This window comes from Nostoc sp. 'Peltigera membranacea cyanobiont' 213 (assembly GCF_002245975.1).
Classification (GTDB): Bacteria; Cyanobacteriota; Cyanobacteriia; order Cyanobacteriales; family Nostocaceae; genus Nostoc.
The window spans coordinates 19992-44227 of the sequence record NZ_NOLI01000013.1 but is presented as its reverse complement, the minus strand read 5'-3'; the positions used below and the strand labels follow the sequence as shown (position 1 = coordinate 44227).

Genomic DNA, 24236 nt, shown 5'->3' with positions numbered 1-24236 from the left:
ATTTTAAGTTATCTAGAACTCGAACTTCTATAGACTTCGCACAGGTGAGCCAAGATATCTATCAAGGTCAGGCGATAATCAAGTAAGGTTTCATTGCTCCTTCCTTCTATTCTTAGCTGGATAGAAAATTCTTCAATTATTTCCATGTGAATTTCGATGATTTGGGGCACAGGAATATTAGCATAAAATATAGTATTGATAAATTTATCAATTTTTTCTTTTAGTGTTTTGTCTGTAGTAAAATAGTTTATAAGGATTAGGGTGTAATCTGATTTAAGCTGTCTTAATAATCCTTGCCTTTCTGCTGGAGTCATCTCCTGGAAATGCTGTTGGCTTTTTTGCATCTGACTGGCAAATACATAGACGTATTGGCCAGTGTAGGCGCTACTTATATCTTTTGGCGGCCAATTTGGTAAATATTTGATTTCCCCTGTGGTAGTTGCAGCAACAGGTAAGTAGCAAAATTGGGCAATAATTGCGTCAATAAATTTCCACGCCCACCCACTAAAAATCCTTTGATTGGCCAAGCCAACTAGATTTTCTAAACATTTGTTAACATCAGGTTGCAGAATCAATATCGGTAATAACATTTACTCTTTAATAATCTATCTCCTCAATGCCCTGACAAAGAAACGTGGGCTAAGAAGTTTGGCTAACGCTTCTAGGGGAATAACTTCATGTGCAGTAAACTGGTGATTCTACGCCCAAATAAAGCTCTGTGTTAGCAGATAGTCCAAGGGGGCAGGAGGCAGGAGGTATATTGCTTATGCACAAAATTTTTCAACTGGATAGTTGCCTGCTTATGCTAGCTACTCAACAACCTAGTGCAGCTGAGTGGTAGGACTTAGTAGGTCTTTGATGATGAATTAACTATAGGAATCATATTTGATTTTTGAAAAAATATAAGTATTTGTAGGGTGTGTTAGAGGGAACGTCGTAACGCACCATCCCAAGCTGATGGTGCGTTAGGCTACGCCAGTTCGCTCAAGTCGGGAAACCCGCCCACGCGACTGCCTCCCCTACGTAAGATTTCAAAAATTAAATACTAGTCTATATGTCGCCATAACGAGACACAGTAGCTAATTTATTATTTGCATATTTATCTATACAAGTAGATAGATTTTTTGATTTTGCTCCTTGATAAGATACTTAAACGAACTTAAAGGATTGTCGGATTCTAAATCATTATAATTCCTCAAGGTTCTAAAGCGAATCTTTGGGGCCATAATTGTTGTAGCCGTCGCTATCGATGAGGAGTTTAAATACCAGTAAGAAACTGGGAGGCTAGTTGCGATAAATCAGAAACGTCGCCTCTTGGAAAAATGCACTCGTCCGCAAGCAAGTGTCCGTGAGGGGAAATCCCGTTGTTTTATTCAATGGCGTTGAAATAACCAGAGTTGCTTATATGAGTCTTCTTAGAGGATATGGCTTCAGGCGAAAAGACCATCAACAGTTGGCAGATGGAGATGCCGGAGCTTTCCACAGGAAGAATGACCCCCAAAGCCCTATGTTAATGCTAGATTACCCGCTTTATGACTTTCAGGCAACCGTACCTAGCTGCCTCCAAACATCTTCTTTGGCAGTGGTGCTGGAGATTTTTGAGCAAGAGCAGTGCGATCGCTTGGTAGTACTGAATCAGCAGCAATGTCCTATAGGATTGCTGTATTCTGCCCGTTTAATCCAAAAATTATTAGCACATAGTGACAATAAAAATCTAAATTTACAGCAATCTGTCTCTATCTGGGGTCAAGGTTTAATTGAGCCAATACAGACAATATCAGCTTCTGAACGTGTAGAGCAATTAAGCTTGCGCTTGTGTTATCCACAAGGCGAAAAACACCAGAACTTAGATTGGGCGCTGATTGACTCTGATGGTCGATATTTAGGGTTGCTGGATAGTTCGCGCCTATTGCGATCGCTGGCTAAGGAACGCATGGCTGGGTTAGAAAGTTCAGGCATCCAGAGGTCGCGTCAGGAGTCAAATAAACCCAAGTCATTAGGACACCAGCCACTGATACTATTGCTAGAAAGACTACCTTGGCCTTTGATGTTGCAAACTGGTACTGGCGAGGTGTTAGCCAGAAATCCCGCTTGGTGGCAGCAATTAGGAGCCTTGAAAGATCCAGAAGGAGTTAGGCAACAGGTGGAGGCAATACTTGTTCCTAAGTCCTCCGAAAAATCAGAATATGTCAGCCAACGGGCAATCAAAGTTCATCCCAATTCTAGGGAGAATGAGCGTGGTGCTGAACAAGAACTGACTCAACAAGAAGCATCACCAGATTCTGTATACAGTCGCTGCTATTTGGATAGTCAAGTGGGTACTTGTACCTGCGTTGTCCAAGTACAAAATGGTCAGGAGCGAATCTGGCAATTTGCCAAAATTCCCTTAGATAGTCCTGAGTTTAAAGTGATGAGTGCTGAGTCAGAGGTTTTACTCAGCAATGATTTGTGGTTAGTTTTAGCTACTGATGTGACTGAACAGCAGCAGCTTTGCAAAGAATTATCTGCAAAAAATGCCGATTTAATTCAACTAAATCGCCTAAAGGACGAGTTTTTAGCTTGTATTAGTCATGAACTCAAAACTCCCCTAACTGCCGTTTTAGGATTATCGCGCTTGCTTGTAGATCAGCAGTTGGGAGAACTCAACGAGCGTCAAGCCCGTTACGCGGGGCTGATTCATCAAAGTGGCCGCCACCTGATGAGTGTGGTTAACGACATTTTAGATTTGACCCGGATGGAAACGGGACAAATGGATTTGACGCTAACTCCGGTGAAAATTCAGGCTGTGTGCGATCGCGCCCTATCAGAAGCCAAAGCCATCCACACTCAAACTACCAAAACGACATCCCAAACTCAAGAAAATGCCCGTTCAACTGCTCCCCAATTCTGCCTTTCTATTGAACTAGGCTTAGATCAGATGGTGGCAGATGAGTTGCGCTTACGCCAGATGCTAGTCCACTTACTTTCCAATGCCTTTAAATTCACCGAAATATCCGGCGAAATCGGGCTGCGGGTGAGTCGTTGGGAAGGATGGATTGCCTTTACAATTTGGGATACAGGTATTGGCATTCCTGAACACCAGCAACACTTAATCTTTCAAAAATTTCAACAACTGGAAAATCCCCTTACCCGCCAATTTGAAGGCACTGGTTTGGGACTGGTATTAACTCGGGCCTTGGCTCGCCTCCACGGAGGAGATGTCAGTTTCTTATCTCGTGAAGGTAAAGGTAGCCACTTTACCCTACTTCTGCCGCCTACTCCTCCAAAAACAGGCTTTTCTGAGCCAGATATGGGAATCAGAGAAGAAGAGGAAACGCGACACCAACAGACACGGGAAAACCCCGCAGCAACTCGTCAGCAGAGCGGTAAGTCCACACACACACAGCATCATCCTGCGAGTTCGCAACGTTTGGTCTTGGTAGTCGAGGCAGTAGCCCGATATATTGAAGACTTGACCGACAAACTCAAGGGTTTAGGATATCGGGTAGTAATTGCGCGATCGGGGACAGAAGCAGTTGAAAAAGCTCGACGCTTGCAACCAATAGCAATATTTTTGAATCCGTTATTACCCCTGCTATCAGGCTGGGATGTGCTAACTTTACTAAAATCCGACTCCGCAACCCGTCATATATCTGTAATTGTGACTGCGACGGGAGCCGAAAAAGATCGAGCATTTGCTAACCGAGCCGATGGTTTCTTAAGTTTGCCAGTAGAGCATCAAGTCTTAGCACCAGTTCTAGAAAAATTATGTACTGCACAAGCAGCTACGCAGCAAGGGTTAGACAATAGCGCGATTATTCCACCGAAAACCCCACTGCGAATTCTCAGATTGGTGAATCCCCAGTTGGAATCAGTAAATCCCCACTCTTCACTTCGAGAACATCGGGTGATTGAAGTAGACGATCTAGATCAGGCAGAACTTTTAGCACGGGTATGGCAGTTTGATGTCATTTTGCTAGATGTCGAAAGTACCATCGCCCAAATTTATCTAAAACAACTAATTCAACATCCACGTTTGGCGGCTATACCACTGGTTACTTGCGATGTTGCAACTACTCTCATCGCTTCTAAAATACCAGGATTATCTGTATTTCCTTACTTAACACCATTTAGCAAAGACAACAGCAGTCGCATTGAGAAAACAGATGCCTTATTGTCAGTACTGCAAATTGCTTCTGGTATTTGCTCCCCTGCTAACATCTTGGTAGTAGATTTGACAATGTTGCGTGATTTTCCCCAGGTAAGACGCAAGCAAGCGAAGGGTTATCAGATAGAAAAAAATTGCTCAATTAGTAGTGAAACAGCTGAACGGGGGTCTGAGTGGTTCCAAGCTTTAATTCAGTACCTACAAACAGCAGGCTTCAAAGCGGCGATGAGTCCTTGTTGGGCAGAAGTGTTACAACAAATTCGCCACCAAAGCGTTGACTTACTGCTAATTTGTTTAGGAGAATCCGCTATCCACAAAGATGTGCTAAAAGCCTTGAAAACATTAGGAGATTCCCCTGACAAATTACCACCGATTGTAGTACTAAATCAGCGATTAAATCGCTCAGAAACCACTTTTCCGGCTGGGGTAGCTTACCAGGAAATTAGCAAGCAGAAGAAGAATGGTTTGGAATCTATAGAAACTGTTGTTGGTGCGATCGCTACCCGAATTTTACCGCGATCCATATCAATGGAAGACCTCTTAAACCAGATCAATCAAGCCTTAGCTGTCAATGGTTACAATGGCAAATGTTAATTGGTCATTAGTCATTAGTCACTGGTAATTGGTTATTTACAAATGACAAATGACTAATGACAATTTAAGATATATCTATTTTTTCATTTTTCTTTTTCTTAAAAGGAACTCGAACTAAGTTATAAGCACCCTTGGTCGATAAACTCTTGTAATCATCTGGCTGTAAGTCCATTTGTAAAAACTTTTTCTGTTCAGCCAATAGCAGCACCGATGGAGGTTTTAACCCTTTGGCAGCCTGGTTTTTAATATGCTCTATAGCTTCTTGGGGAAATCCTAAATAATTTACATGAATGTGGCTATAAAATACCACACTAGGCTTTTTGAAGCCAAGCATGATCAATTCTTCATTTGGTTGTTTTGCTTCTAGGATAACCGCAGATAATTCTCTTAAAGGTAATTGACGTTCTCGATCGATAAAAAACGAAGCAGGCGTTAAAACAAAAATTACAAACGCCACAAACCCGATTAAATTAATACTGATAATGTGCTTCCATTGACGACTCAATAATAAACCCGCAACTAAAATGGCAGAAACCAACCACATTACGCCGGCTATTACTGGTAAACCAGATTTTTGAATTAGTTCGTGGAAGTTACTTATAGCTGGATCGGTACCTAATATGTGGGTTATGTTAAACAGTGCTGTTGACAGAACTGATAAAAACACTACATTCAACCAACCACTCCACAGGAGTGGAGGAGAAGCAGAAGTTGTTTGCTGTGTCTCCATATCTTGAAAAAGATCGCTCCACAACAGGGCTACCAGGATGGCTGCTGCTGGCATTAAAGGCAACACGTAACTAGGAAGTTTGGTAACAGCAATGCAGAAAAAGCCAAAGATGCTAGCAAACCAGAACCAGGCGAATAAACCAAACTGCTGAAAACGTTCAACAGATCGCCAATGCGATCGCTGCCAAAACTTGAGCCTGATTACTGCTACTGGTATATACACTGAGCATGGTGCAAAACCCAACAGCACCACTATAAAATAAAAATACCAAGGTGCTGAGTGACCATTAACTACTTCTGTAAAGCGTTCCAGGTTGTGATAACCAAAAAAGGAGTTAATGTAATTCCAGCCATTGCGCCAAATTACTAAAGCATACCAGGGCACTGACAAACCCAAAATTATCAGCATACCCACCAAGAGGCGCATTTCTCGCAATACCTCTCGAAACCTTCCCACGTAAAGCAAAAAGGCACCAACAATTAGCCCCGGTAAGACAATTCCCACAGGGCCTTTAGTCAAAATTGCTCCGGCAATTAGCACATAAAAAGCTAAGTACCACTTATTAGGGAATGGGGAGTTCGTTTCGCTCCGGGATTGGGAAAATTCCTCCCCACTTCCTGCAATTCCCTGTTTCCCAGTCCCTAGTCCCCAGCCCCCAGCCCCATCTTTGCCTGCATACCCTAGAAAGAAACATAACAAAGCTGATGCCATACATCCGGTAAGCAACATATCAGAGACACCCGTTCTCGCCCAAATAATAGTTTCGGGATTGAGTGCCATGAGCGCTGCTGCTGTAAAAGATGTTAAGTAGCGACGAGTAGGACGTGAAACTTGCTCTAATTCGTCTTGTTTAATTAAATACCACTGTATGGTGTAAAAAGCTAAACAAATTAAGCCGAATGCTGCGATCGCAGAAGGAAGGCGTACTGCCCACTCATTCACCCCAATCATGTGATATGCGATCGCTTGACACCAGTAAATTAAAGCAGGTTTATCGAAACGAGTGTCACCATTAAAAAATGGGGTTATCCAATCACCTGTAACGAACATCTGGCGGGAAGCTTCGGCAAATAGCGGCTCTGTCTCATCAATCAAGCCAGTGTTGCCCAAATTCCACCCAAAAGCGATCCAGCCAATCACCATTAACCACAATATGGATACAGTTACGCTCAGGGCTGGATTCTTTGCTATCTTGTTGAACCACCGATCAACAGTGTGCTTAACACTCAAATTCATGCTCATTAGTCAATAGTCAACAATCACTACTCAATAGTCGTTGGTTATCTATGTTTTGTTCTTCGGAGTTTTTAATTTAATAATTTTTCTCTACTCAGTACTCTACCAACTGTAGGGTAGACACTGCCTACAATGTCAAAATAAAAGTTTGACTGAACGATCGAGGGTGCTGTTAGCGCTACTAACTATGGACTCAGAACTAGTTGCCATTCCCTATTTTGGGAATTCCATTTAGGTAATTGAGTTTCACCGACAACGTAGGGGCCCCAGTAACGACGGGAACCATCTTGTGCAAAAGCAACTAAAATATCTCCCTTCTCCAGTTTTAAATTATTCTGAGGTAGCGATAAAACTAGTCCCTTCTCACTACCTTCTTGGGGAGCAAAATCCCAATGTGCCGGTATATCATAGTGAGTCTGTTTAGTACTAGAGCCTTTTGCTACTGACTGTCGTGCCAGTAGAGCCAACCGCACAGGCTGATTTGTTTGATTGCTCATCCGTAAAGTCCCTTCACCCTTGGCAATGCTTGCTGATTTATCACGCTCTGCCAAGACAGGATAAGTATTATCTCTAATACTATGTTCTACTTGATTGCTTGGAGTAGATAGATTAGCGGAAATACCTTTTTCAGATAAAACAGGTGTAGAGGAAGTTGTCTCCCACCCTTGAGTTTCTGTTGGCAGTTGTGAAGATGTATCTGGGTTTGTGGACTCAAAGGATACACTCAATCCAAAGCATCCTACCAACGCAACAAGCAATCCCAAGCAAGAAGCTGTAATACCGACGTTACGATACACTGAATATTTCATATTGATAGTTATTAGAAATAAATATTTTGTCTAGGCTTGACCAAATAGTAGCCTATTATCACAAAAGCCAATCATAGAAAGTATCCTAATATAGACTTTCCTAAAATTAGGGATACTAATGTATTATAAATATCATTTTTATCGGAAAATATTTGGTGGAAATAATTCCCTTGATGTTTGATAGACAAGGGTTACAGACACCCTTTGTTTTATGTATTGACCGTAGGCTTGGATAAAAATAATAAAATTAGATACCGCGCCTGCCAATTCATTTGTATAAAAAATAAGGATTTACTGAAACTGCTAACGGCTTCAACAAGGCGTTCTTTGCCAAACCTTAGATAAATCTAAGATATATATTTAATCTTGCGTTAGAATAATTACCCTTTGAAGGGACTGTACTTTCTGAAAGACGATCGGATGTGCAAATTTGGATTAACACTGGATATCCAGCATATATATATAATATTAACAAATAAGTTTAGACTAAAACTAATATCTTCCTTACCTAATATAGAGATATTTCAAGATATCTTGACTTTTACTTAGAAGTCATTGTGATGCAAAATACCCGTCTCAATAACTTGTTTGATGCCATTGTTACACGCTTGGGTCAATGGTTTTTAAATCCTTGGCGGCGGCTATCGTTGCTGATAATTAGTTTTTTGTTCGGTTTTTTTCTGGGAAACGCAGTTTCCACTACAGCCGGTCAACGGGCAGAATTAGATATTGTGGTAGCTGGTTTTTTTGTAGTGTTGACGGAAGTTATTAGTAGGATATTTTACAGTCAGAGCTTTTTCGCCAAGCGATCGCTCTTTGTAGACTCACTAAATCTCCTTAAAGTTGGTTTCACTTACAGCCTGTTTCTTGAAGCCTTTAAGCTGGGATCGTAGGGAGATGAGGAATTTATGAATTTGTGGCTGGGTGAAATTTTGGTAACGGATGCACTGGGGGAAACTTGGCAGCAACAAGCTAGAGTTGCAGCGCTGGCAGATAAGTTAAGGGCTAAAGCTTTTGGGATCGTGCCGGAAAATGTCGATGAGGTGATAGAAAAGCGATCGCAGTTACTAAAATCTGTCCTCCCAGCTTTCAGTCAATTCTGCCAAACTACCCTCCAAATCGAACCTAAGGAAATGTTACAAGTTTTGTGGGACTTGTGGCTGCCTTTGGCGATCAAACTAGCATCGCAGCGCCAACAGTTGGAACGCCCTCTGATTCAAGGAATATTAGGAGGACAAGGCACTGGTAAAACCACAATGTCTAAGGTTCTCAGCTTGATTCTGAATCAGTTGGGATACCAGGCTCTGAGTTTGTCTTTGGATGACTTATATAAAACTTACAGCGATCGCTTGATTTTAACACAACAAGATCCCCGCTTGATTTGGCGCGGTCCACCAGGAACCCACGATGTAGATTTAGGCTTAGATGTACTAGATCAAATCCGCCAGTCGCAAAGTTCGGTTATGGTTCCCCGCTTTGATAAATCTGCATACAAAGGCGCTGGCGATCGCACTACTCCAGAAATGGTAACGGGTGTAGATATTGTACTATTTGAAGGTTGGTTTGTGGGTGTACGACCAGTTAACGCAGATGTATTTGATACTGCACCGCCGCCAATTTTCACAGATGAGGATAGAGCATTTGCCCGTGACATTAATCATCGCCTCCACGATTATTTACCACTGTGGGAGCGATTAGACAGCTTAATTTTGCTTTATCCAACCGATTATCGCTGTTCTTTGGAGTGGCGCAAACAGGCGGAACAGCAGATGATTGCTGCGGGGAAGTCGGGGATGAGCAATTCAGAGATAGAGCAATTTGTCAATTATTTTTGGCGATCGCTTCACCCGGAGTTATTTATCAAGCCGTTGGTAAAAGATGCAACAGTAGTTGATTTAGTGATTGAGATCCATGCCGATCGTAGCTTTGGTGAAGTTTATTGCGATCGCACTTAGGGCGTTACTTCTCAAGCAAATCAGGTAAAAACACTATAATTTGCTTAAAGCGTGATTTATCCTACTCCTTATTGCTTAGAAAGGGGAACTTTGGGATGTTTTTGCCCCCTTTTTACGGGGGTTAGAGCGATCTAGAACTTTTGATACCGACAATGAAACTTTTAAAACATCCTCTTAGCCAAGCCTTTTTTTAAGTTCTTCAGCTAAATCTATCAGTAACACTTCTACTTGTTCGCCTGTTTTCAAATCTTTCAGCGAAGACTTTTGCGCTGCTGCTTCTTCAGAACCAATAATTACGCAAAATTGAATTCCTTGCTTATCGGCTAGCTGAAATTGCTTACCCAAGGGACGCTTATCAAAATTAGTGATAACATTAATTCCAGCTTGACGGAGATTTTGCGAAACTTTTAAATAAGTTGGCATTAAATCTTCTTGTATATTTACTACCATCACCTGGGCTGGTGTAGCAGCTAAGGTACTAAGAATACCCGCTTTTAACAACCGACTAATTAAGCGAGTTAAGCCGATAGAAATGCCGACACCAGGCATTTTCTCACCCAAAAATACCCCGACTAATTCTTCATATCTCCCGCCAGAACAAATACTACCTAAAGCTTCATGTCCTAACAAGGTTGTTTCGTAAACTGTACCAGTATAGTAATCAAGTCCACGAGCAATGGATAAATCAATACAGAAGCGATTTTCGGCAACTCCAAGATTACGCACGCCTGCAATTACTGTTTCTAATTCGCTAATTCCCAGACTTAATTGCTCGGTTTCCGGCAGGCTTTGGGCGAGGTGCTTAAGCTTCTCTAGTACTTCATCAACGGAACCATCTATTTTAATAAAATCAATAATTTTTTGCGTCTGTTCGCCGGAAACTCCCTCTTTTTCTAATTCTTGCTTTACTTTAATTTCACCAATTTTTTCTAGATTATCAACAATACCAATACATGATTTAATTTTATCTTGGGTAATTCCAACTGACTTAAAAAAGCCTGTAAGAACTTTGCGATTATTTATGCGAATCAGAAAATCACCGATGTTAATTGCTTCAAATATTTCAGTGATAATTGCAGGCATCTGAGCATCATAAAGTAAGCTGAGTTCCTTACGAGCAACTACATCAATATCGCACTGGCGGAATTGACGGAAACGCCCATCTTTCGCCCGTTCTCCTCGAAAAACCATATCTGTTTGGTATCGGGCAAAGGGAAAAGTTAACTCATTTAAATGACGAGCAATATAAGCCGCCAAAGGAACTGTTTGATCGAACTTTAAAGCTCTTGCTTCTGAACCCGTTTCGCCGGATTTATCTCTCTCAGCTTGTCGATTTGGTGGCAGGATCGGATTAATGCCATAAATGATATTATCGCCTTGATTTCCTTTAGCTTGCAGCACTTCTAAACGTTCTACAGCAGGTGTTTCGATGGGCGTAAATCCGTAGCTTTCAAAAACTCTACGGATGATATCTAGCAAATATAATTCTAGACGTTTTTCATTAGGCAAAAATTCTGGAAAACCGCTAGGAGTAGAAAAGTTTATTTTGTCAACTTTTGCCATACGTGTACCTTACTAAGTTGCTATTTGAGATGAAAGTCTAACTACTGGAAATCGTGGCTACACAAACAAAGTCCGCCTGCGCGGACTGGAGAATAATGAATGATTATGTTTGAGAACAGAAATTACTATTTTAGCCGTTCTTCTTGAATTAAGGTGCGTTGAAAGATTTTATTGTTCTTAAACCAATGCCAAGTGCGGGCACGATTGTTATTGTCAGGACTAATGTAGATCATTTCGTATAAACTCATTTCTGGGTTTGTTTTATAAGTAAACCACAAAATCACAATTGAATCATCGGCTTCCCAAGCTTTACCTTGAATGCGATCGGTGTCAAACCAGAGTTTATTATCTTTATAGCTTCCGGGAAATTCATATTCTTCTCGTTTCCCATCAGACCACTTATAGCGATTAATTTGGTAGTAGGGATGAGGGCCATTTTCTGGAAGTTGACAAGTTAAGTGAGACTCATAACTGTCGAGGATTTTTCCTGCTGTATCAACTAATGTATAAGTTCCTACCCAATCTCCCTCATGACGGGCAAGTACGGGCATTTCTTGTCGAATATTAGAAACCATGTTGTATCAACCTTTTTAGAATTTGCAATTTTTGTGATGCTCTTTAATGCTTAAAACACACACTTTCATTATCAAGATAAATCCGATCGTTGCCAAGTACACCCATAAGTTAATTGATAAGCAAGCAAAGCAGTTCGAGATTCAAACCAAAATGTTTAAGGAATTTAGAGTCGAAAACCCATATAAGCGATCGCTCTACTTTTCCTCTTCTCCTTAGCCACTGGCTGCCAATCTGCGATCGCGGATTGCGTACATTCCAGCAACTTTTGGCCAGAGTACCGAAACCGGGGGCGATCGCTTTATGCCGCCAGAGATAAATCAGACGTAATAAAGGATGTTTTAGCGGATAAACAGCAACGTCCAAGTATGACAAAAGGTTGCTCTCTTAAAGGGAATACTAAAAATAATATGATTTAGGGCGATGTCTCTGGTGGTAAACTACGCTATGTTTGACGATCTATTCAACAATCTCAAAGGTTTTATTGACTCTAAAATTCAGGAAGTCGGTAACGATCTGCAAAAGCGCTTCGGCGTTCCCGAACCCGCAGAGCCATTTGTGCTGATTCGTCGATTCACACCTGCCGATTCTACGGTGACAAAGGGATGTATTGCAATTGTCGGAGAAAGCTGGCAAATTGAAGCTTATGACGATAATACTCAGCGCTTTCTAACTAATAGTACAGATCCTTTGCGAAATGTCATCTTGTTTGAAGTTGCACAACCCGATATCCAAGAGTGTGTTTTTGCTTGTCAATTTAACGCGAAAGCAATAAACACAGAAAAACCAATCAAAGTTAGTTTAGGTTGGCGGAGAACGGGACAGTGGGGCACATGGAGGCACTTCTGGTCAACAGAGGTTTTACTAACGGAAGATTTTCAGCCTTACGAAGCGCGTGCCTATTTTAAAAAAGAAGCAGATGCTGCCACACTTCAAATCAGTGTGCAATTTGAGAGTAGTGGCATTCTTGAGATTAGAGATATTGAATTATTGCAAGCGCCTGTAAAGTAGCAATCATGAGCAATACTTGAAATTTGAGTAATTAGTAAAGTACGCTATGTTTGACGAGCTATTCAACAATCTAACAAATTTTATTCTCTCTAAAGCCCAGGAAGCCCTTAAGGAGCTAGAAAAACCCCTTGCTATTCCCGAACCCGCAGAGCCATTTGTATTGATTCGTCGATTTACACCTGCCGATTCCACGGTGACAAAGGGAGGCATTGCAATTGTCGGAGAAAGTTGGCAAATAGAAGCTTATGACGATAATACCCAGCGCTTTCTAACTAATAGTACAGATCCTTTGCGAAAAGTCATCTTGTTTGAAGTTGCACAACCCGATGTTCAAGAGTGTGTTCTTGCTTGTCAATTTAATGCCAAAGCGTTGAACACAGAAAAATCAATTGCAGTAAGTTTGGGTGTAGGTAGACCAGGAGAATCGGGCGGAATGAGAACAACTTCATGGGGTAGAGGAGTTGCACCAACGGAAAATTTTCAGCCTTACAAAGTGCGTGCCTATTTTAAAAAAGAAGCGGATGCTGCCAAGATCCAAATCGGTGTGCAATTTGAGAGTAGTGGCATTCTTCAGATTAGAGATATTGAATTGCTGCAAGCCGCCGTCAAGGTACAACCATAAGCAATATCTAAAATTTGAGTAGTTAGCAAAGTGCGATCGCGTCTACACCAGCAATTTAAACCCCTTTATCTTCGCTGATTTATTGATAAATTTGCGTTGCTTTGAGCATGTGATAGGTAATAATTAGCTGGGTGAGAGCAAGAGGGTAACTTTGCAATGTCTCCCCAGTTGTACCAGCAATTTTACCCAGTTCGGGATTACTTTCGCGATCGCAAATATTTCGCAAATGGGGCATATCAGAACAAATAATATGCTCTAGCTTATTCACCTGTTCTAAGGTGGCATGACCATCAACTTCTAAGACATCCACAGGCTTACTCATATCCCTGTCTAGCCCCAGGCGGATGGCTGAGTCAGAATTACCATAGCTAGAGTTGGTAATTGGGGTGAAATCTGGATGCGGAATTGTCGGACGCAGTACCAGGCGGACATTCAGGTGTCCATTAGTTTCATCAGCTTCATCAGTGGGTGGATAGAAACTAATTACTATATCAGACCATTGCCGTTGCGGACGGATAAACTGGGCTGAGTCTGGTTCGCGCTTTTCTAGTTCAGCTAGTACTTGTTCAGCAGTGTAGCCACGCTTTTGGGTATCTCGCTTGACTTTCCACTTAGCACGTACTTGTTCCGGGGGTGCAAGGTAGACTTTAACATCGTAAGAATCACGGGCGGCGCGAGTAGAATAACCGAGCAATCCCTCAATAATCACAAATTTACCGGGTTTGATATACTGCGGTGGCTCGAATGTGCCTGTTTTATGGCTATAAACTGGCTTAAGAATTGGCTGTCCTGTACGTAGTAGCGACAGGTGCTGCTGCATAATATCTAAGTAGTTGCAGTCGGGATGGAGGGCGGTGATGCCAATTTCTGCACGTTGTTGGCGATCGTAACGGTGATAATCATCTGTACAGATGATTGTGACATTTTCTGGGCCGAGTGCCTGAGCAATTCCCCGCGTTAATGTTGTTTTCCCAGCAGCACTGTCACCGACAATACCAAGAATTATTGGACGGCTCATCATACCTCCCAGAATAAAAGTAATGTTTATTAATACAATTTCCCTACAATAGTCTTTATTCTAGGAGGGTTTAGGCCAGTAACTCAAAGAAAGGCTTGGTATGCAATATCTCTACATATAGAATGTCTCTGTGCTGGTTTATTGCATAATAATTGCAATTTACATAGCTGTTAAAATCAGAGCTATTTCATTCTCACCTAGCCGGTATCAGAATAAACTCTGAGTCTAAGAGACTTACAAAAAATAAATTATCCAGTAGGATGCGTAGGGACAATTCATGAAATTCCCACTACATTTCTGAGATTTGGCATAATCTAAAAAATCGTTGGCGGGCATCAAAGACTCGTCTCCAATGCCCAATTCCCAATGCCCCAAATTTATGACAACTAAAACATTAGGACTCGAAGAAAATCTGTATAATTATTTACTATCAGTCTCTCTCAGAGAACCGGAAATTTTAATCCAACTGAGGCAAGAAACAGCCCAGCATCCAGTAGGGAGAATGCAGATAGCTCCTGAACAAGGGCAGTTTCTGGCGTTACTGGTGCAGTTGCTTGGAGCGAAAAAAACTCTGGAAGTTGGGGTATTTACAGGTTATAGTTCCCTGGTGGTGGCATTGGCGTTACCGAATGATGGGAAGGTGGTAGCCTGTGATGTGAGTGAGGAATTTACAGCGATCGCTCGGCGTTATTGGCAGCAAGCTGGAGTGGCTGATAAAATTCAACTGCACATTGCCCCAGCTTTGGATACTTTAGATGGTTTACTGGCAACAGGAGAGGCGGAAACCTTTGATTTTGCTTTCATCGATGCAGACAAGAGCAACTATGATGCTTATTATGAGCGATCGCTGCAACTAGTGCGTCCGGGGGGACTGATTGCGATCGATAATGTGCTTTGGTCAGGCAAGGTTGCCGATCCTCAAGTTCAGGATAATAGAACTAAAAGGATTCGGGGCTTTAATCAAAAGCTGCATCAAGACCAGCGAGTTAGTCTTAGTTTAGTAGCGATCGCAGATGGCTTGACTCTAGCACTGAAAAAGTAATATCTTTAAATCCTCATTTATCTATTTGTTACGAACGCAGAAACTACCGTGGTATCACTTTTTTAAAAAATAGTGGTTTCACAAGTTCTCCTTGGAAAGAAGAACATTTCTAGCGGCTGACTTTTCTTACTAAGTATTTTCTTCCCTTGCAAATTAATTATAATGTAAATAAATATAACCGTATATATTCATTTTTATTTTTTAAAATATTTATTCGGTTGTATATTATTAATAGACCAAAGTAGATAAATCCATCTACTAACTGTTTAACCTTTGATATCCGTGGAAGATATTCTGCAAGCAGTAGAAAGAATTCTGCAAGACAAGCCTCTTGCTTCCATCCAATGGTTTGTACTTTATCAATCATGGTTGGGCAAAACTTATGGTGAAATGGCACAGGAATCAGGCTACCGCAACAATTACATCAAGGAAGTTGGCTCTGAATTGTGGCAAGACCTTTCCGTAGCACTGGGAAAAAGAGTAACAAAAAAAAATCTGCATTTAGCGTTGAATAAATACCTGGAAGACAAAATAGACGATGGGGAAAATCAGAGCCAACAAGATTTGGACGAAGAATCTAGCTTAGAAATGGTTTCTTCAGACTTTTTTTCAGCAAGCAAGATGGAATTTCCTAGCGGCCCTCTACCATTGGGTTCTCCTCTTTACATCAATCGCCCTCCCCTAGAAGAACTTGTTTGTAACGAGATTTTATATCCAGGTTGCTTAATCCGAATCAAAGCACCTAGAAAGACCGGAAAAAGTTCGCTGCTCAATCGGATGATTGCTTATGCTAGAGAGCAAGGTTATCAAATTGTTTATTTAGACTTTCAAGAAGCCGATCAAGACGTTTTTGCTTCTCTCGATAAATTTTTGCGTTGGTTTTGTGTCAATGTCAGCAGACAGTTAAATCTGCTTCCCTGTCTAGATGATTTTTGGGATACGGAAATGGGCAGCAAGGTAAGCTGCAAAATCTATTTTGAAGCATATTTGCTGCAATACATTGATAATAGTCCTGTAGTTTTGGCTTTAAATGAAGTCCATCGAGTTTTTGAACATCCCAATATTGCCCAAGACTTTCTGCCAATGCTGCGATTTTGGCACGAACAAGCAAAGCAGGAGCAAATCTGGCAAAAACTACGGATGGTGGTAGTTCACACCACAGAAATTTATATTCCACTCAAGCTTAACCAATCGCCTTTCAATGTTGGCATAACAATTACGTTGCCACCGTTAACTCTCAATCAGATACAGAATTTAGCATTGTGTTACAGACTACATTGGGCAGCAGACTCCGAAGGGGCAAAACGCCTTGCACCTCTACAAGCAATGGTAGGAGGACATCCCTATTTAGTTAGCCTGGCGCTTTATCATCTATGTCAGGAGGAAATGACATTAGAGGTATTACTAGAAACCGCATCTACACCAGTAGGAATTTACAGTCAGCATTTACGAGAACTATTGAGCTTACTGCAAATAGAACCGGAATTAATGTCAGCTATGCAACAGGTAATTGCAACAGATGAAAAAGTAGAGCTAGATGCGATCGCTGCTTATAAACTAGAAAGTATGGGTTTGGTTAAACTCAATGGCAATCAAGCTCACGCTATGTGTGAGTTATATCGCCTTTATTTTAGCCAACAGCTTGGAAAGCATTCAGCATACTAAATAGTTCTGGTAGACTGTTGAAAGACAAATTAAGAAAATAAGTAATTTTCGTTCTTAATATGAATTCTATAAATTGTCTCAATTCCAATTCATTTATTAAGAACGAAAAATAATTTAACATTCTAAATTTTAAATTAAATGGACAACTATCGATATCAAGTTGGTGGCACGTTAACTAGTGACGCTCCTAGCTATGTTGAGCGCAGAGCGGATGTGGAACTTTACGAAGCCTTGAGACAAGGTGAATTTTGCTACATCCTTAGCTGTAGGCAAATGGGTAAATCTTCACTGATGGTAAAAACAAAGCATCGCTTGCAACAAGAAGGTTTTAGATGTGCCACCGTTGATATGACTAATATTGGTTGCGAGAATATAACTCCAGAACAGTGGTATAAGGGAGTTGTAGGCGATTTATGGTTGGGTTTTAAACTGTTAGGAAAAGTCAATTTAAAAGCCTGGTGGCAAGAACAAAATGATATTTCTTTGGTTCATAAACTCAGTCGGTTTATTTCAGAAGTTCTGTTAGCTCAGTTTCCTAACGAAAGACTATTTATTTTTATTGATGAAATTGATAGTATTCTCGGCCTCGATTTCTCTGTTGATGACTTTTTCAGCTTGATTCGGTTCTGCTATAACCAACGAGCAATCGATCCAGAATATCATCGGATTACATTTGCAATTTTTGGTGTTGCTACACCTTCAGACTTAATTGTATATCAAAATCACATTACACCATTTAATTTTGGTAAAGCCATCCGAGTCAATGGTTTTACATTTGAAGAAGCTCACCCACTATCTTTAGGACTGGATATTAAAGACAATCATCCCCAGAAAGTTTTGAAAGAAGTATTAGCTTGGACAAAAGGGCAACCATTTCTTACTCAAAAGCTGTGTCGGCTACTTGTCAGTTTATCTCAAGATGATGTGGGTAGAACGCTAACAATTCCCCCTGGCACAGAAGAATTTTGGATAGAAAATGTGGTGCGATCGCATATCATCGAAAAATGGGAATCACAAGATGAACCAGAACATTTGCGGACAATTCGCGATCGCATCCTCCGAAATGAACAAATTGCCGCCAGATTGCTAGGAATTTATCAGCAAATCCTCCAAGGGATGGAAGTACCAACCGATGATAGTCGAGAACAGGTAGAACTATTGCTGTCTGGTTTGGCGATCAAAAAGCAAGGTTTTCTGCAAATCAAAAACCGAATCTATCAAGAAGTTTTCAATTTAGAATGGGTTGGAAAAAAATTAGCTTACTTGCGCCCCTACTATGAAAGCTTCAATGCGTGGATAGCCTCAAACCAAAATGATGAATCTCGCCTATTGCGCGGACAAGCCTTGATTGATGCCCAAACCTGGGCACATGGTAAAAGCTTAAGCAACTTAGATTATCGATTTTTAGCTGCTAGTGAAGAATTAGATCGGCGAGAAATGCAGCAAGCATTAGAAGCCGAACGTGCCAAAGAAGTTGAAGCACGACTGGCAGAACAACAAAAAAGGCTGGATCAACAAAAGAAAGCTGCCACAATTGTGACACTTTTACTCGCAGGTATGACAATCAAGTTGGTGATTTCTATAGTGTGGGGAGTGTCGCTTTTACGAAAGATTGATGCTTTAGAATCACAGTTAAAATGTAACCAAATAGGGCATCATGGGAAAGTAATAACAGCAAATTCTCGGTTAGATGGATGCTGAGATAAATTTTGGATTTTAGGTTAAATAAAGTCAAAAGCCGTTATAGAAAGTCTAGAATAATGCCAAAAATTAAAAACATTGATTATTGGGACACCGTTAAGACGTTAGGAAATATTGGAGTCGGTAATTCCTCTGCAATTGCTGCTCTTACAGAAATACGTTCTACCTGCCAAGATGATAATCGAAATTTTTTGACTGGTTTATTGGAAAAGATGACAGAAAATGGATTTTAATAACTAACTAAGTTTTTACTAGGATATTTTAGGCTATTGGATATCAGAATATCTAGCATTTTGAGTATTTACCATTTTATGAAAACCAGATATTCAAATTTATTGAATATTCCAATCTATCCAATAAATTCTGGATCGTTTAATATTTCCTCCATCATTTCACCAAAAGAACGATACCTATATATGCCAAATGAACTTGAAAAACTGCAATACCAAGCTTCCCACTCATTATCTATGACAATTATTTGAGGATTAAGTAAAAATATATAGCCCATATCTTCACTGCTAATTTCTAACGATGTTTGTAGATACTCTGGACGAAATGTGTAATCTGATTGTTCGTCACCATAAACAAAATATTCCTTATCTGTTACTGGTTTATTCCAAGTTTCCATTAATTCATCTACCCAATCTTGGTGGTCAGGAGCATACCATACAATATCTTCAGTTCCACAAAATTCTAGACTATATTTTGATATAGAACGCAACCCATTAGAAGCTTTCAGAAACTCCCGGTAAGAAGGTGGAAAAGTTACATTTAAACGAGCTTCGGTAGCAACTATTTCCTCCTCAGTTGCACCAGGATAACCTAAGTAGCCAGATTTGCGAACTTCCGGGGATAAATCTTCTTCATCGTAATCTTCAAGAAATATTTCTATTCGCTTTTGACTCCATTCTCTAATACGGGTTTCCCAGTTCAAGGTTTCCATTGTTTTTAATTTGAGTATTTCAAGTTAGCCATGAACATCGTGTAACAAAGTGTATAGAAATAATACTTCAAAAGGCTAAAACTCTTGAAAATAAAATATAACATTTATATAAAAATATTTTTGAAAATCTCGTTCAATTTTTTCTCTTTTTTTCATTATTTAATGCCTTTATTTTGTAATTATCAGCAATTGTGAGCAAGTCATCATATAAACGGGAGGTCACGCACCTAATTGATAGATATGACGAGTTACTTTGTTTATGGCTAAAAGACCATAAAATGATATATTTGCATCTAACTTGGGCACTCACAAGCTAGAGGGAAAGTTATCAGGATTGCTTTCATGCTCTTGTGGATTATGATTGTCGGATTGTTTTCTCACTGAAAACCGATGACGAGAATGAGGAACAAGTTGTTATTTTGCTAGATATTGGTACTCATGACGATGTTTATTAGGTTATGAAGCGCGATGCCTGCGGCGGGCTGCGCCTACGCTCTAAAGAAAGCATAGTCTTCTTAATGCTGCCAAAGATGTGAGTTAAAATGCTGATATCTTTAATAACTACTCACGCAGACATCCCCTGAAAAAGCGATCGCTATGCTTCAGTATCCCCATCTCGAACAAGCGCTAAAATATCACTTCGGTTACGACCAATTCCGCCCCGGACAACGGCAAATTATCGAAGATGCGCTGCAAAATCGAGATTTAATGGTTGTGATGCCGACTGGTGGGGGAAAATCTTTGTGTTTTCAGCTACCAGCGTTGTTAAAAAATGGACTAACTGTGGTAGTGTCGCCGTTAATTGCTTTGATGCAAGATCAAGTAGAAGCACTGCGAAATAATAATATTAACGCCACATTTCTCAATAGCAGCTTGAATGCTTACCAAGTGCGATCGCGGGAAGAAGCCATCCTTAACGGTAAAGTAAAATTACTCTACGTCGCCCCGGAACGTCTCCTCAGTGAAAGGTTTCTCCCATTTATCGATTTAGTTAAAGAAAAAATCGGTATTTCTAGCTTTGCTATTGATGAAGCGCACTGCGTTTCGGAATGGGGACACGATTTTCGCCCAGAATATCGCCAGTTAAAATCTCTGCGGAAACGCTATCCTGATGTTCCTACCGTCGCCCTCACTGCCACAGCAACCGATCGCGTCCGTAGTGATATTATTCAACAATTAGGGCTAAAGCAACCAAGCATCCATCTTGCCAGTTTTAATCGTGAAAATCTTTATTACGAAGTTCGTCCTAAAACTAAATATGCTTACGCTGAATTATTAGAACTAATACGAGAAACTGAAGGTTCGACAATTATTTATTCTTTAACTCGGAAAAAAGTTGATGAACTCACTTTTAAACTGCAAAATGATAAGGTTGTTGTTCTACCTTATCACGCCGGATTAAGTGATGAAGAACGTAGTAGTAATCAAACGCGATTTATTCGAGATGATGTCCGGGTGATGGTGGCAACAGTCGCCTTTGGTATGGGAATTAATAAACCCGATGTGCGGCTAGTAGTTCACTTTGATATGCCCAGAAATATAGAAGGTTATTATCAAGAATCGGGTCGAGCAGGTAGAGATGGAGAACCATCTCGGTGTACAATCTTTTTCAGCTTTGGTGATGTTAAAACAATTGAATGGAGTATCGATCAAAAAACCGATCCTCAAGAACAGTTGATTGCCAAACAACAACTGCGACAAATGATCGATTACGCTGAAGGCACTGATTGTCGGCGAACGATTCAACTAGGCTATTTTGGCGAAAGGTTTCCTGGGAATTGCGGTAACTGTGACAATTGCCGCCATCCCAAACCCATGCAAGATTGGACAATTGAAGCCATGAAGTTTCTATCTTGTGTAGCGCGTTGCAAAGAAAGGTTTGGGATGCTACATATAATTGATGTGTTACGGGGGGCAAAAAAAGACAAAATTCTTCAGTACGAACACGATAAACTTTCTACTTATGGTATTGGTAAAGATAGAACTGTAGATGAATGGCGAATGTTGGGGCGATCGCTTTTACATCAAGGGTTAATAGAACAAACTAGCGATGGTTACTCAGTTTTAAAACTAAATGCCTCAAGTTGGGAAGTAATGCGAAAACAGCGCACAGTTTCGCTAGCTGTAACCACAGTCCAAAAAATTAGCTGGGAACAGGGGAGTGAAAAAGCAGAAGTTGCAGAGATATTATTACAGAAGTTGCGATCGCTACGTAAACAATTAGCTGATGAGCAATCTGTACCACCTTACGTCATCTTTCACGATTCCACTTTAAAATTGATGGTACAGGTACAACCTCAAAACTTAGCTGAATTTGCCAAACTTTCTGGTGTAGGTAGTCACAAACTTGCTCAATATGGCGAAAAGTTTATTACAGAAATTCGCGCCTACCGCCAAGAAAAAGGTTTGCAAAATAAATCTGTTACTCCCACTTCTGTATCTTCTCCCAACTCATCTTCTTACACCGAATTACAGACATTACAATTACATCAACAAGGTTTAAATATCGCTCAAATTGCCCAAAAACGCAACCTGAGTCCGGCAACAGTTAGCAATCATCTAGAAAAACTAATTGAGAAACATCAGCCAGTTGATTTAAATCAATTAATGCCTCTAGAACATCAACAAAAAATTTGGCAAGTTTTAGAAGTACTTGGTGATATTTCCCTCACTCCCATCAAAGAACAACTAGGTGAAAGCTATACTTTTGATGAAATTCGCTTAGTGCGGAGTAAGTGGCGGCGTGAAAATCGTAAATAAAAATTAAATGTTAGAGGATGTTTTCAAAGTATAGGGCGAATAGAATTCGCGGCTACAAAAGCAAAGTCCACCTTCGTGGACTAAGAGAAAGTCAAGATTTTAAACCCACGAAGGTGGGTTTTGTCTGTATAGCCGCGAATTCTATTCGCCAGGGTTTTAGCTTCAGTGAAAACTATGTTAATTGCTGCGATCGCCACCGGAAAGGGCGGTTACGCCATCGCACCCTTTTAAATCAATATACTCACAACATATAAAAATAAAATAATACAAATGACTATTGCTACTAAAAATAAAAAATTATTATTGAAAACTTTACCTAAAACAGTAGGTTTCCTTTTCTTAATTTTCTTATTCTTGTTTTTCTCCCCGACTATGCCTTGTCTCAAACGATTGTTGGGTTCATATCGTCTGGATATTAAATATTTTGGGATTTCCTCTCTCTCTTGACTTGTACGTTCAATATCTCTAGGAATTATAGGCAAAGAAAGATTTATTTTATTCTGATGTTGACCGTAACTCTGAGAATTCTTATTTGGTTTTTGCGCTACATTACTACGCTCCATTAACTGAATAACTTGTTGCAAATATGCGTTCTTTTGAAATTCAAACCACTCCCTATAAACATTAAATGACTTACAAGCTTGATGAATTTCTTTCTCTACTTTGTAAACGTCAGCAACAAACACATAATGAATGAGTTTCAATGGGTAGGGACTTTGACGGCTATTCAGTTCTTTTAATCTATCCTCTGGTGTCCGTGGTGCTACAGTTAGCCCTATTTTGTATCTATATGTACCTACACTATGAATTAAATAAATGTACCCTGGTTTCATTCTTGTATCTCTGTTTGTAGTTCTTCTAAAGCTGCAATCGCGTCTGTAACTCTAAAATCTGGTGAATATTTTACCTTTTTGTAGTCTGGATACTGTTTGATTTGCTTTAAAAGTAATTATGATTGATTAAGTAAATCAGTTAGCTTAATGAAATCTGTAGCCATAATTAATCCTTAAAAATAATAGGTTGACCATTGAAGCCTTTGTAAATATCTCTGGTCTTAGCCAACTTGGTAAACTTACCTTGTATTCCTCTAGTTCGTTACCATCTGCATCTACTAGACTAAGGAATATGCTTCTACTGACAATTTATTTAATATGAATATAAGATGTCTAAGCCTTTCTGGGCGGTTTCCGTCTAGAAAAAATAGTCCCGTCTAGTATACTTTGTGAATTTTCAAATATCCTTTTATGATTAAAATACAAGAGCAAGATTAAAGGAGTTAGCCCATGAGTCAGACCCTTAATACAGGAGTACGCTGGACAATTCATGATGTAGAATTGTTCCCGGAAAACGAAGGGACGCGCTACGAGATAGTTGATGGAGAATTATTTATGACCAGGGCACCTCACTTTAAACATCAGCAAACTTGTGGCAAGATTTTTCGACAACTAGATGTTTGGTCGGAGTCTACTAGTTTAGGAGAAGCTGTAATCAACCCTGGCGTTTTATTTTCAGAATCAGATAATGTGATTCCCGATGTAGTTTGGGCTACTAAAGAAACCTTGGCGCTTACATTGGATGAAGCGGGACATTTAACTGGCGCACCAGATTTAGTAGTCGAAGTATTGTCTGCTAGCAACGAAGACCTAAGACGAGATAAAGAAGCTAAACTTAAACTTTATTCTTCCAGAGGAGTAAAAGAATATTGGATTGCTGATTGGCGATCGCGTAAACTAGAGGTCTATCGACGCGAACAAAGTCAACTTAGCTTGGTAGCCACCTTATTTAGTAGTGATAATATAATTTCTCCGCTATTACCTGGTTTTAGCTGTAATGTAAACCATTTTTTTCCTGTATAAATTTTAGGTTT

General features: G+C 40.2%; 20 protein-coding genes. 11 read left to right on the top strand and 9 right to left on the bottom strand.

What is annotated here, in order from left to right; translation table 11 throughout:
* Window positions 1–8 precede the first annotated feature (8 nt).
* Complete coding sequence (locus CDG77_RS06200) at window positions 9–590, bottom strand: KaiA family protein (RefSeq protein WP_094328521.1); 582 nt, start codon at window positions 588–590, stop codon at window positions 9–11.
* A gap of 917 nt (window positions 591–1507) precedes the next feature.
* On the opposite strand from CDG77_RS06200, the gene CDG77_RS06195 reads away from it, so the two are divergent.
* Window positions 1508–4741 carry an ATP-binding protein gene (locus CDG77_RS06195; RefSeq protein ID WP_094328560.1) on the top strand — a complete coding sequence of 1078 codons (3234 nt, stop codon included), beginning with the start codon at window positions 1508–1510 and terminating at the stop codon, window positions 4739–4741.
* Window positions 4742–4805: 64 nt separating this feature from the next.
* On the opposite strand, the gene CDG77_RS06190 is transcribed toward CDG77_RS06195, so the two are convergent.
* Window positions 4806–6713, bottom strand: a complete 1908-nt coding sequence (locus CDG77_RS06190) for an ArnT family glycosyltransferase (RefSeq protein WP_181154146.1) — start codon at window positions 6711–6713, stop codon at window positions 4806–4808.
* A 179-nt stretch (window positions 6714–6892) separates the two neighbouring features.
* Window positions 6893–7516 (bottom strand): hypothetical protein, encoded by a 624-nt coding sequence (locus CDG77_RS06185; protein WP_094328520.1) that lies wholly within the window; start codon window positions 7514–7516, stop codon window positions 6893–6895.
* Between the two features lie 560 nt (window positions 7517–8076).
* Between CDG77_RS06185 and CDG77_RS06180 the strand changes: the two genes are divergently transcribed.
* Window positions 8077–8409: a DUF565 domain-containing protein gene (locus tag CDG77_RS06180; protein ID WP_094328519.1), complete on the top strand. Its 333-nt coding sequence runs from the start codon at window positions 8077–8079 to the stop codon at window positions 8407–8409.
* A 15-nt stretch (window positions 8410–8424) separates the two neighbouring features.
* Complete coding sequence (locus tag CDG77_RS06175) at window positions 8425–9471, top strand: glycerate kinase (protein ID WP_094328518.1); 1047 nt, start codon at window positions 8425–8427, stop codon at window positions 9469–9471.
* Window positions 9472–9645: 174 nt separating this feature from the next.
* Here CDG77_RS06175 and hisS read toward each other — a convergent pair whose 3' ends face one another.
* The 3 genes from hisS to CDG77_RS35215 form a co-directional block, all read right to left on the bottom strand.
* On the bottom strand, window positions 9646–11034 hold the full coding sequence (gene hisS / locus CDG77_RS06170) for a histidine--tRNA ligase (protein ID WP_094328517.1): 1389 nt from the start codon (window positions 11032–11034) through the stop codon (window positions 9646–9648).
* Window positions 11035–11159: 125 nt separating this feature from the next.
* Window positions 11160–11609, bottom strand: coding sequence for a DUF3598 family protein (locus CDG77_RS06165; protein ID WP_094328516.1), 450 nt, complete (start codon window positions 11607–11609; stop codon window positions 11160–11162).
* A gap of 109 nt (window positions 11610–11718) precedes the next feature.
* Window positions 11719–11982 carry a hypothetical protein gene (locus tag CDG77_RS35215; RefSeq protein ID WP_143856964.1) on the bottom strand — a complete coding sequence of 88 codons (264 nt, stop codon included), beginning with the start codon at window positions 11980–11982 and terminating at the stop codon, window positions 11719–11721.
* A 72-nt stretch (window positions 11983–12054) separates the two neighbouring features.
* Here CDG77_RS35215 and CDG77_RS06160 point away from each other — a divergent pair, with 72 nt between their 5' ends.
* Entirely contained in the window at window positions 12055–12618 is a 564-nt protein-coding gene (locus CDG77_RS06160; RefSeq protein WP_094328558.1) for a hypothetical protein, read from the top strand.
* A 46-nt stretch (window positions 12619–12664) separates the two neighbouring features.
* Window positions 12665–13240, top strand: a complete 576-nt coding sequence (locus CDG77_RS06155) for a hypothetical protein (protein ID WP_094328515.1) — start codon at window positions 12665–12667, stop codon at window positions 13238–13240.
* Between the two features lie 79 nt (window positions 13241–13319).
* Here the strand turns inward: CDG77_RS06155 and CDG77_RS06150 are convergent, their stop codons facing one another.
* Window positions 13320–14258, bottom strand: coding sequence for a phosphoribulokinase (locus tag CDG77_RS06150; RefSeq protein WP_094328514.1), 939 nt, complete (start codon window positions 14256–14258; stop codon window positions 13320–13322).
* 379 nt (window positions 14259–14637) lie between these two features.
* Here CDG77_RS06150 and CDG77_RS06145 point away from each other — a divergent pair, with 379 nt between their 5' ends.
* The 4 genes from CDG77_RS06145 to CDG77_RS36260 all read left to right on the top strand — a co-directional run bounded on the left by CDG77_RS06145 (window position 14638) and on the right by CDG77_RS36260 (window position 18899).
* Window positions 14638–15300 carry a class I SAM-dependent methyltransferase gene (locus tag CDG77_RS06145; protein ID WP_094328513.1) on the top strand — a complete coding sequence of 221 codons (663 nt, stop codon included), beginning with the start codon at window positions 14638–14640 and terminating at the stop codon, window positions 15298–15300.
* A gap of 276 nt (window positions 15301–15576) precedes the next feature.
* On the top strand, window positions 15577–16965 hold the full coding sequence (locus CDG77_RS06140; protein WP_190233914.1) for an AAA-like domain-containing protein: 1389 nt from the start codon (window positions 15577–15579) through the stop codon (window positions 16963–16965).
* 138 nt (window positions 16966–17103) lie between these two features.
* Window positions 17104–18666 (top strand): AAA-like domain-containing protein, encoded by a 1563-nt coding sequence (locus tag CDG77_RS06135; RefSeq protein WP_094328512.1) that lies wholly within the window; start codon window positions 17104–17106, stop codon window positions 18664–18666.
* A gap of 59 nt (window positions 18667–18725) precedes the next feature.
* Entirely contained in the window at window positions 18726–18899 is a 174-nt protein-coding gene (locus CDG77_RS36260; protein WP_190233913.1) for a hypothetical protein, read from the top strand.
* A gap of 116 nt (window positions 18900–19015) precedes the next feature.
* Here the strand turns inward: CDG77_RS36260 and CDG77_RS06130 are convergent, their stop codons facing one another.
* Complete coding sequence (locus CDG77_RS06130) at window positions 19016–19609, bottom strand: SMI1/KNR4 family protein (RefSeq protein ID WP_094328511.1); 594 nt, start codon at window positions 19607–19609, stop codon at window positions 19016–19018.
* A 597-nt stretch (window positions 19610–20206) separates the two neighbouring features.
* Here CDG77_RS06130 and recQ point away from each other — a divergent pair.
* Window positions 20207–22369: a DNA helicase RecQ gene (gene recQ / locus CDG77_RS06120; RefSeq protein WP_094328510.1), complete on the top strand. Its 2163-nt coding sequence runs from the start codon at window positions 20207–20209 to the stop codon at window positions 22367–22369.
* A 227-nt stretch (window positions 22370–22596) separates the two neighbouring features.
* Here recQ and CDG77_RS06115 read toward each other — a convergent pair whose 3' ends face one another.
* The gene (locus CDG77_RS06115; RefSeq protein WP_094328509.1) at window positions 22597–23202 is read right to left on the bottom strand and encodes a GIY-YIG nuclease family protein; all 606 of its coding nucleotides are present in this window, start codon (window positions 23200–23202) and stop codon (window positions 22597–22599) included.
* Window positions 23203–23652: 450 nt separating this feature from the next.
* Between CDG77_RS06115 and CDG77_RS06110 the strand changes: the two genes are divergently transcribed.
* Window positions 23653–24225 (top strand): Uma2 family endonuclease, encoded by a 573-nt coding sequence (locus CDG77_RS06110; protein WP_094328508.1) that lies wholly within the window; start codon window positions 23653–23655, stop codon window positions 24223–24225.
* Window positions 24226–24236: the final 11 nt, after the last annotated feature.

What these genes read in the sequence shown, in the direction of transcription:
- CDG77_RS06155 (WP_094328515.1), top strand. Translation starts at nt 12,665, where the DNA reads ATGTTTGACGAGCTATTCAACAATCTAACAAATTTTATTCTCTCTAAA.
- CDG77_RS06195 (WP_094328560.1), top strand. Translation starts at nt 1,508, where the DNA reads ATGTTAATGCTAGATTACCCGCTTTATGACTTTCAGGCAACCGTACCT.
- CDG77_RS06130 (WP_094328511.1), bottom strand. Translation starts at nt 19,609, where the DNA reads ATGGAAACCTTGAACTGGGAAACCCGTATTAGAGAATGGAGTCAAAAG.
- CDG77_RS06110 (WP_094328508.1), top strand. Translation starts at nt 23,653, where the DNA reads ATGAGTCAGACCCTTAATACAGGAGTACGCTGGACAATTCATGATGTA.
- CDG77_RS06150 (WP_094328514.1), bottom strand. Translation starts at nt 14,258, where the DNA reads ATGAGCCGTCCAATAATTCTTGGTATTGTCGGTGACAGTGCTGCTGGG.
- CDG77_RS06160 (WP_094328558.1), top strand. Translation starts at nt 12,055, where the DNA reads ATGTTTGACGATCTATTCAACAATCTCAAAGGTTTTATTGACTCTAAA.
- CDG77_RS06175 (WP_094328518.1), top strand. Translation starts at nt 8,425, where the DNA reads ATGAATTTGTGGCTGGGTGAAATTTTGGTAACGGATGCACTGGGGGAA.
- hisS (WP_094328517.1), bottom strand. Translation starts at nt 11,034, where the DNA reads ATGGCAAAAGTTGACAAAATAAACTTTTCTACTCCTAGCGGTTTTCCA.
- recQ (WP_094328510.1), top strand. Translation starts at nt 20,207, where the DNA reads ATGCTTCAGTATCCCCATCTCGAACAAGCGCTAAAATATCACTTCGGT.
- CDG77_RS06145 (WP_094328513.1), top strand. Translation starts at nt 14,638, where the DNA reads ATGACAACTAAAACATTAGGACTCGAAGAAAATCTGTATAATTATTTA.
- CDG77_RS06135 (WP_094328512.1), top strand. Translation starts at nt 17,104, where the DNA reads ATGGACAACTATCGATATCAAGTTGGTGGCACGTTAACTAGTGACGCT.
- CDG77_RS36260 (WP_190233913.1), top strand. Translation starts at nt 18,726, where the DNA reads ATGCCAAAAATTAAAAACATTGATTATTGGGACACCGTTAAGACGTTA.
- CDG77_RS06190 (WP_181154146.1), bottom strand. Translation starts at nt 6,713, where the DNA reads ATGAGCATGAATTTGAGTGTTAAGCACACTGTTGATCGGTGGTTCAAC.
- CDG77_RS06165 (WP_094328516.1), bottom strand. Translation starts at nt 11,609, where the DNA reads ATGGTTTCTAATATTCGACAAGAAATGCCCGTACTTGCCCGTCATGAG.
- CDG77_RS06185 (WP_094328520.1), bottom strand. Translation starts at nt 7,516, where the DNA reads ATGAAATATTCAGTGTATCGTAACGTCGGTATTACAGCTTCTTGCTTG.
- CDG77_RS06180 (WP_094328519.1), top strand. Translation starts at nt 8,077, where the DNA reads ATGCAAAATACCCGTCTCAATAACTTGTTTGATGCCATTGTTACACGC.
- CDG77_RS06200 (WP_094328521.1), bottom strand. Translation starts at nt 590, where the DNA reads ATGTTATTACCGATATTGATTCTGCAACCTGATGTTAACAAATGTTTA.
- CDG77_RS06115 (WP_094328509.1), bottom strand. Translation starts at nt 23,202, where the DNA reads ATGAAACCAGGGTACATTTATTTAATTCATAGTGTAGGTACATATAGA.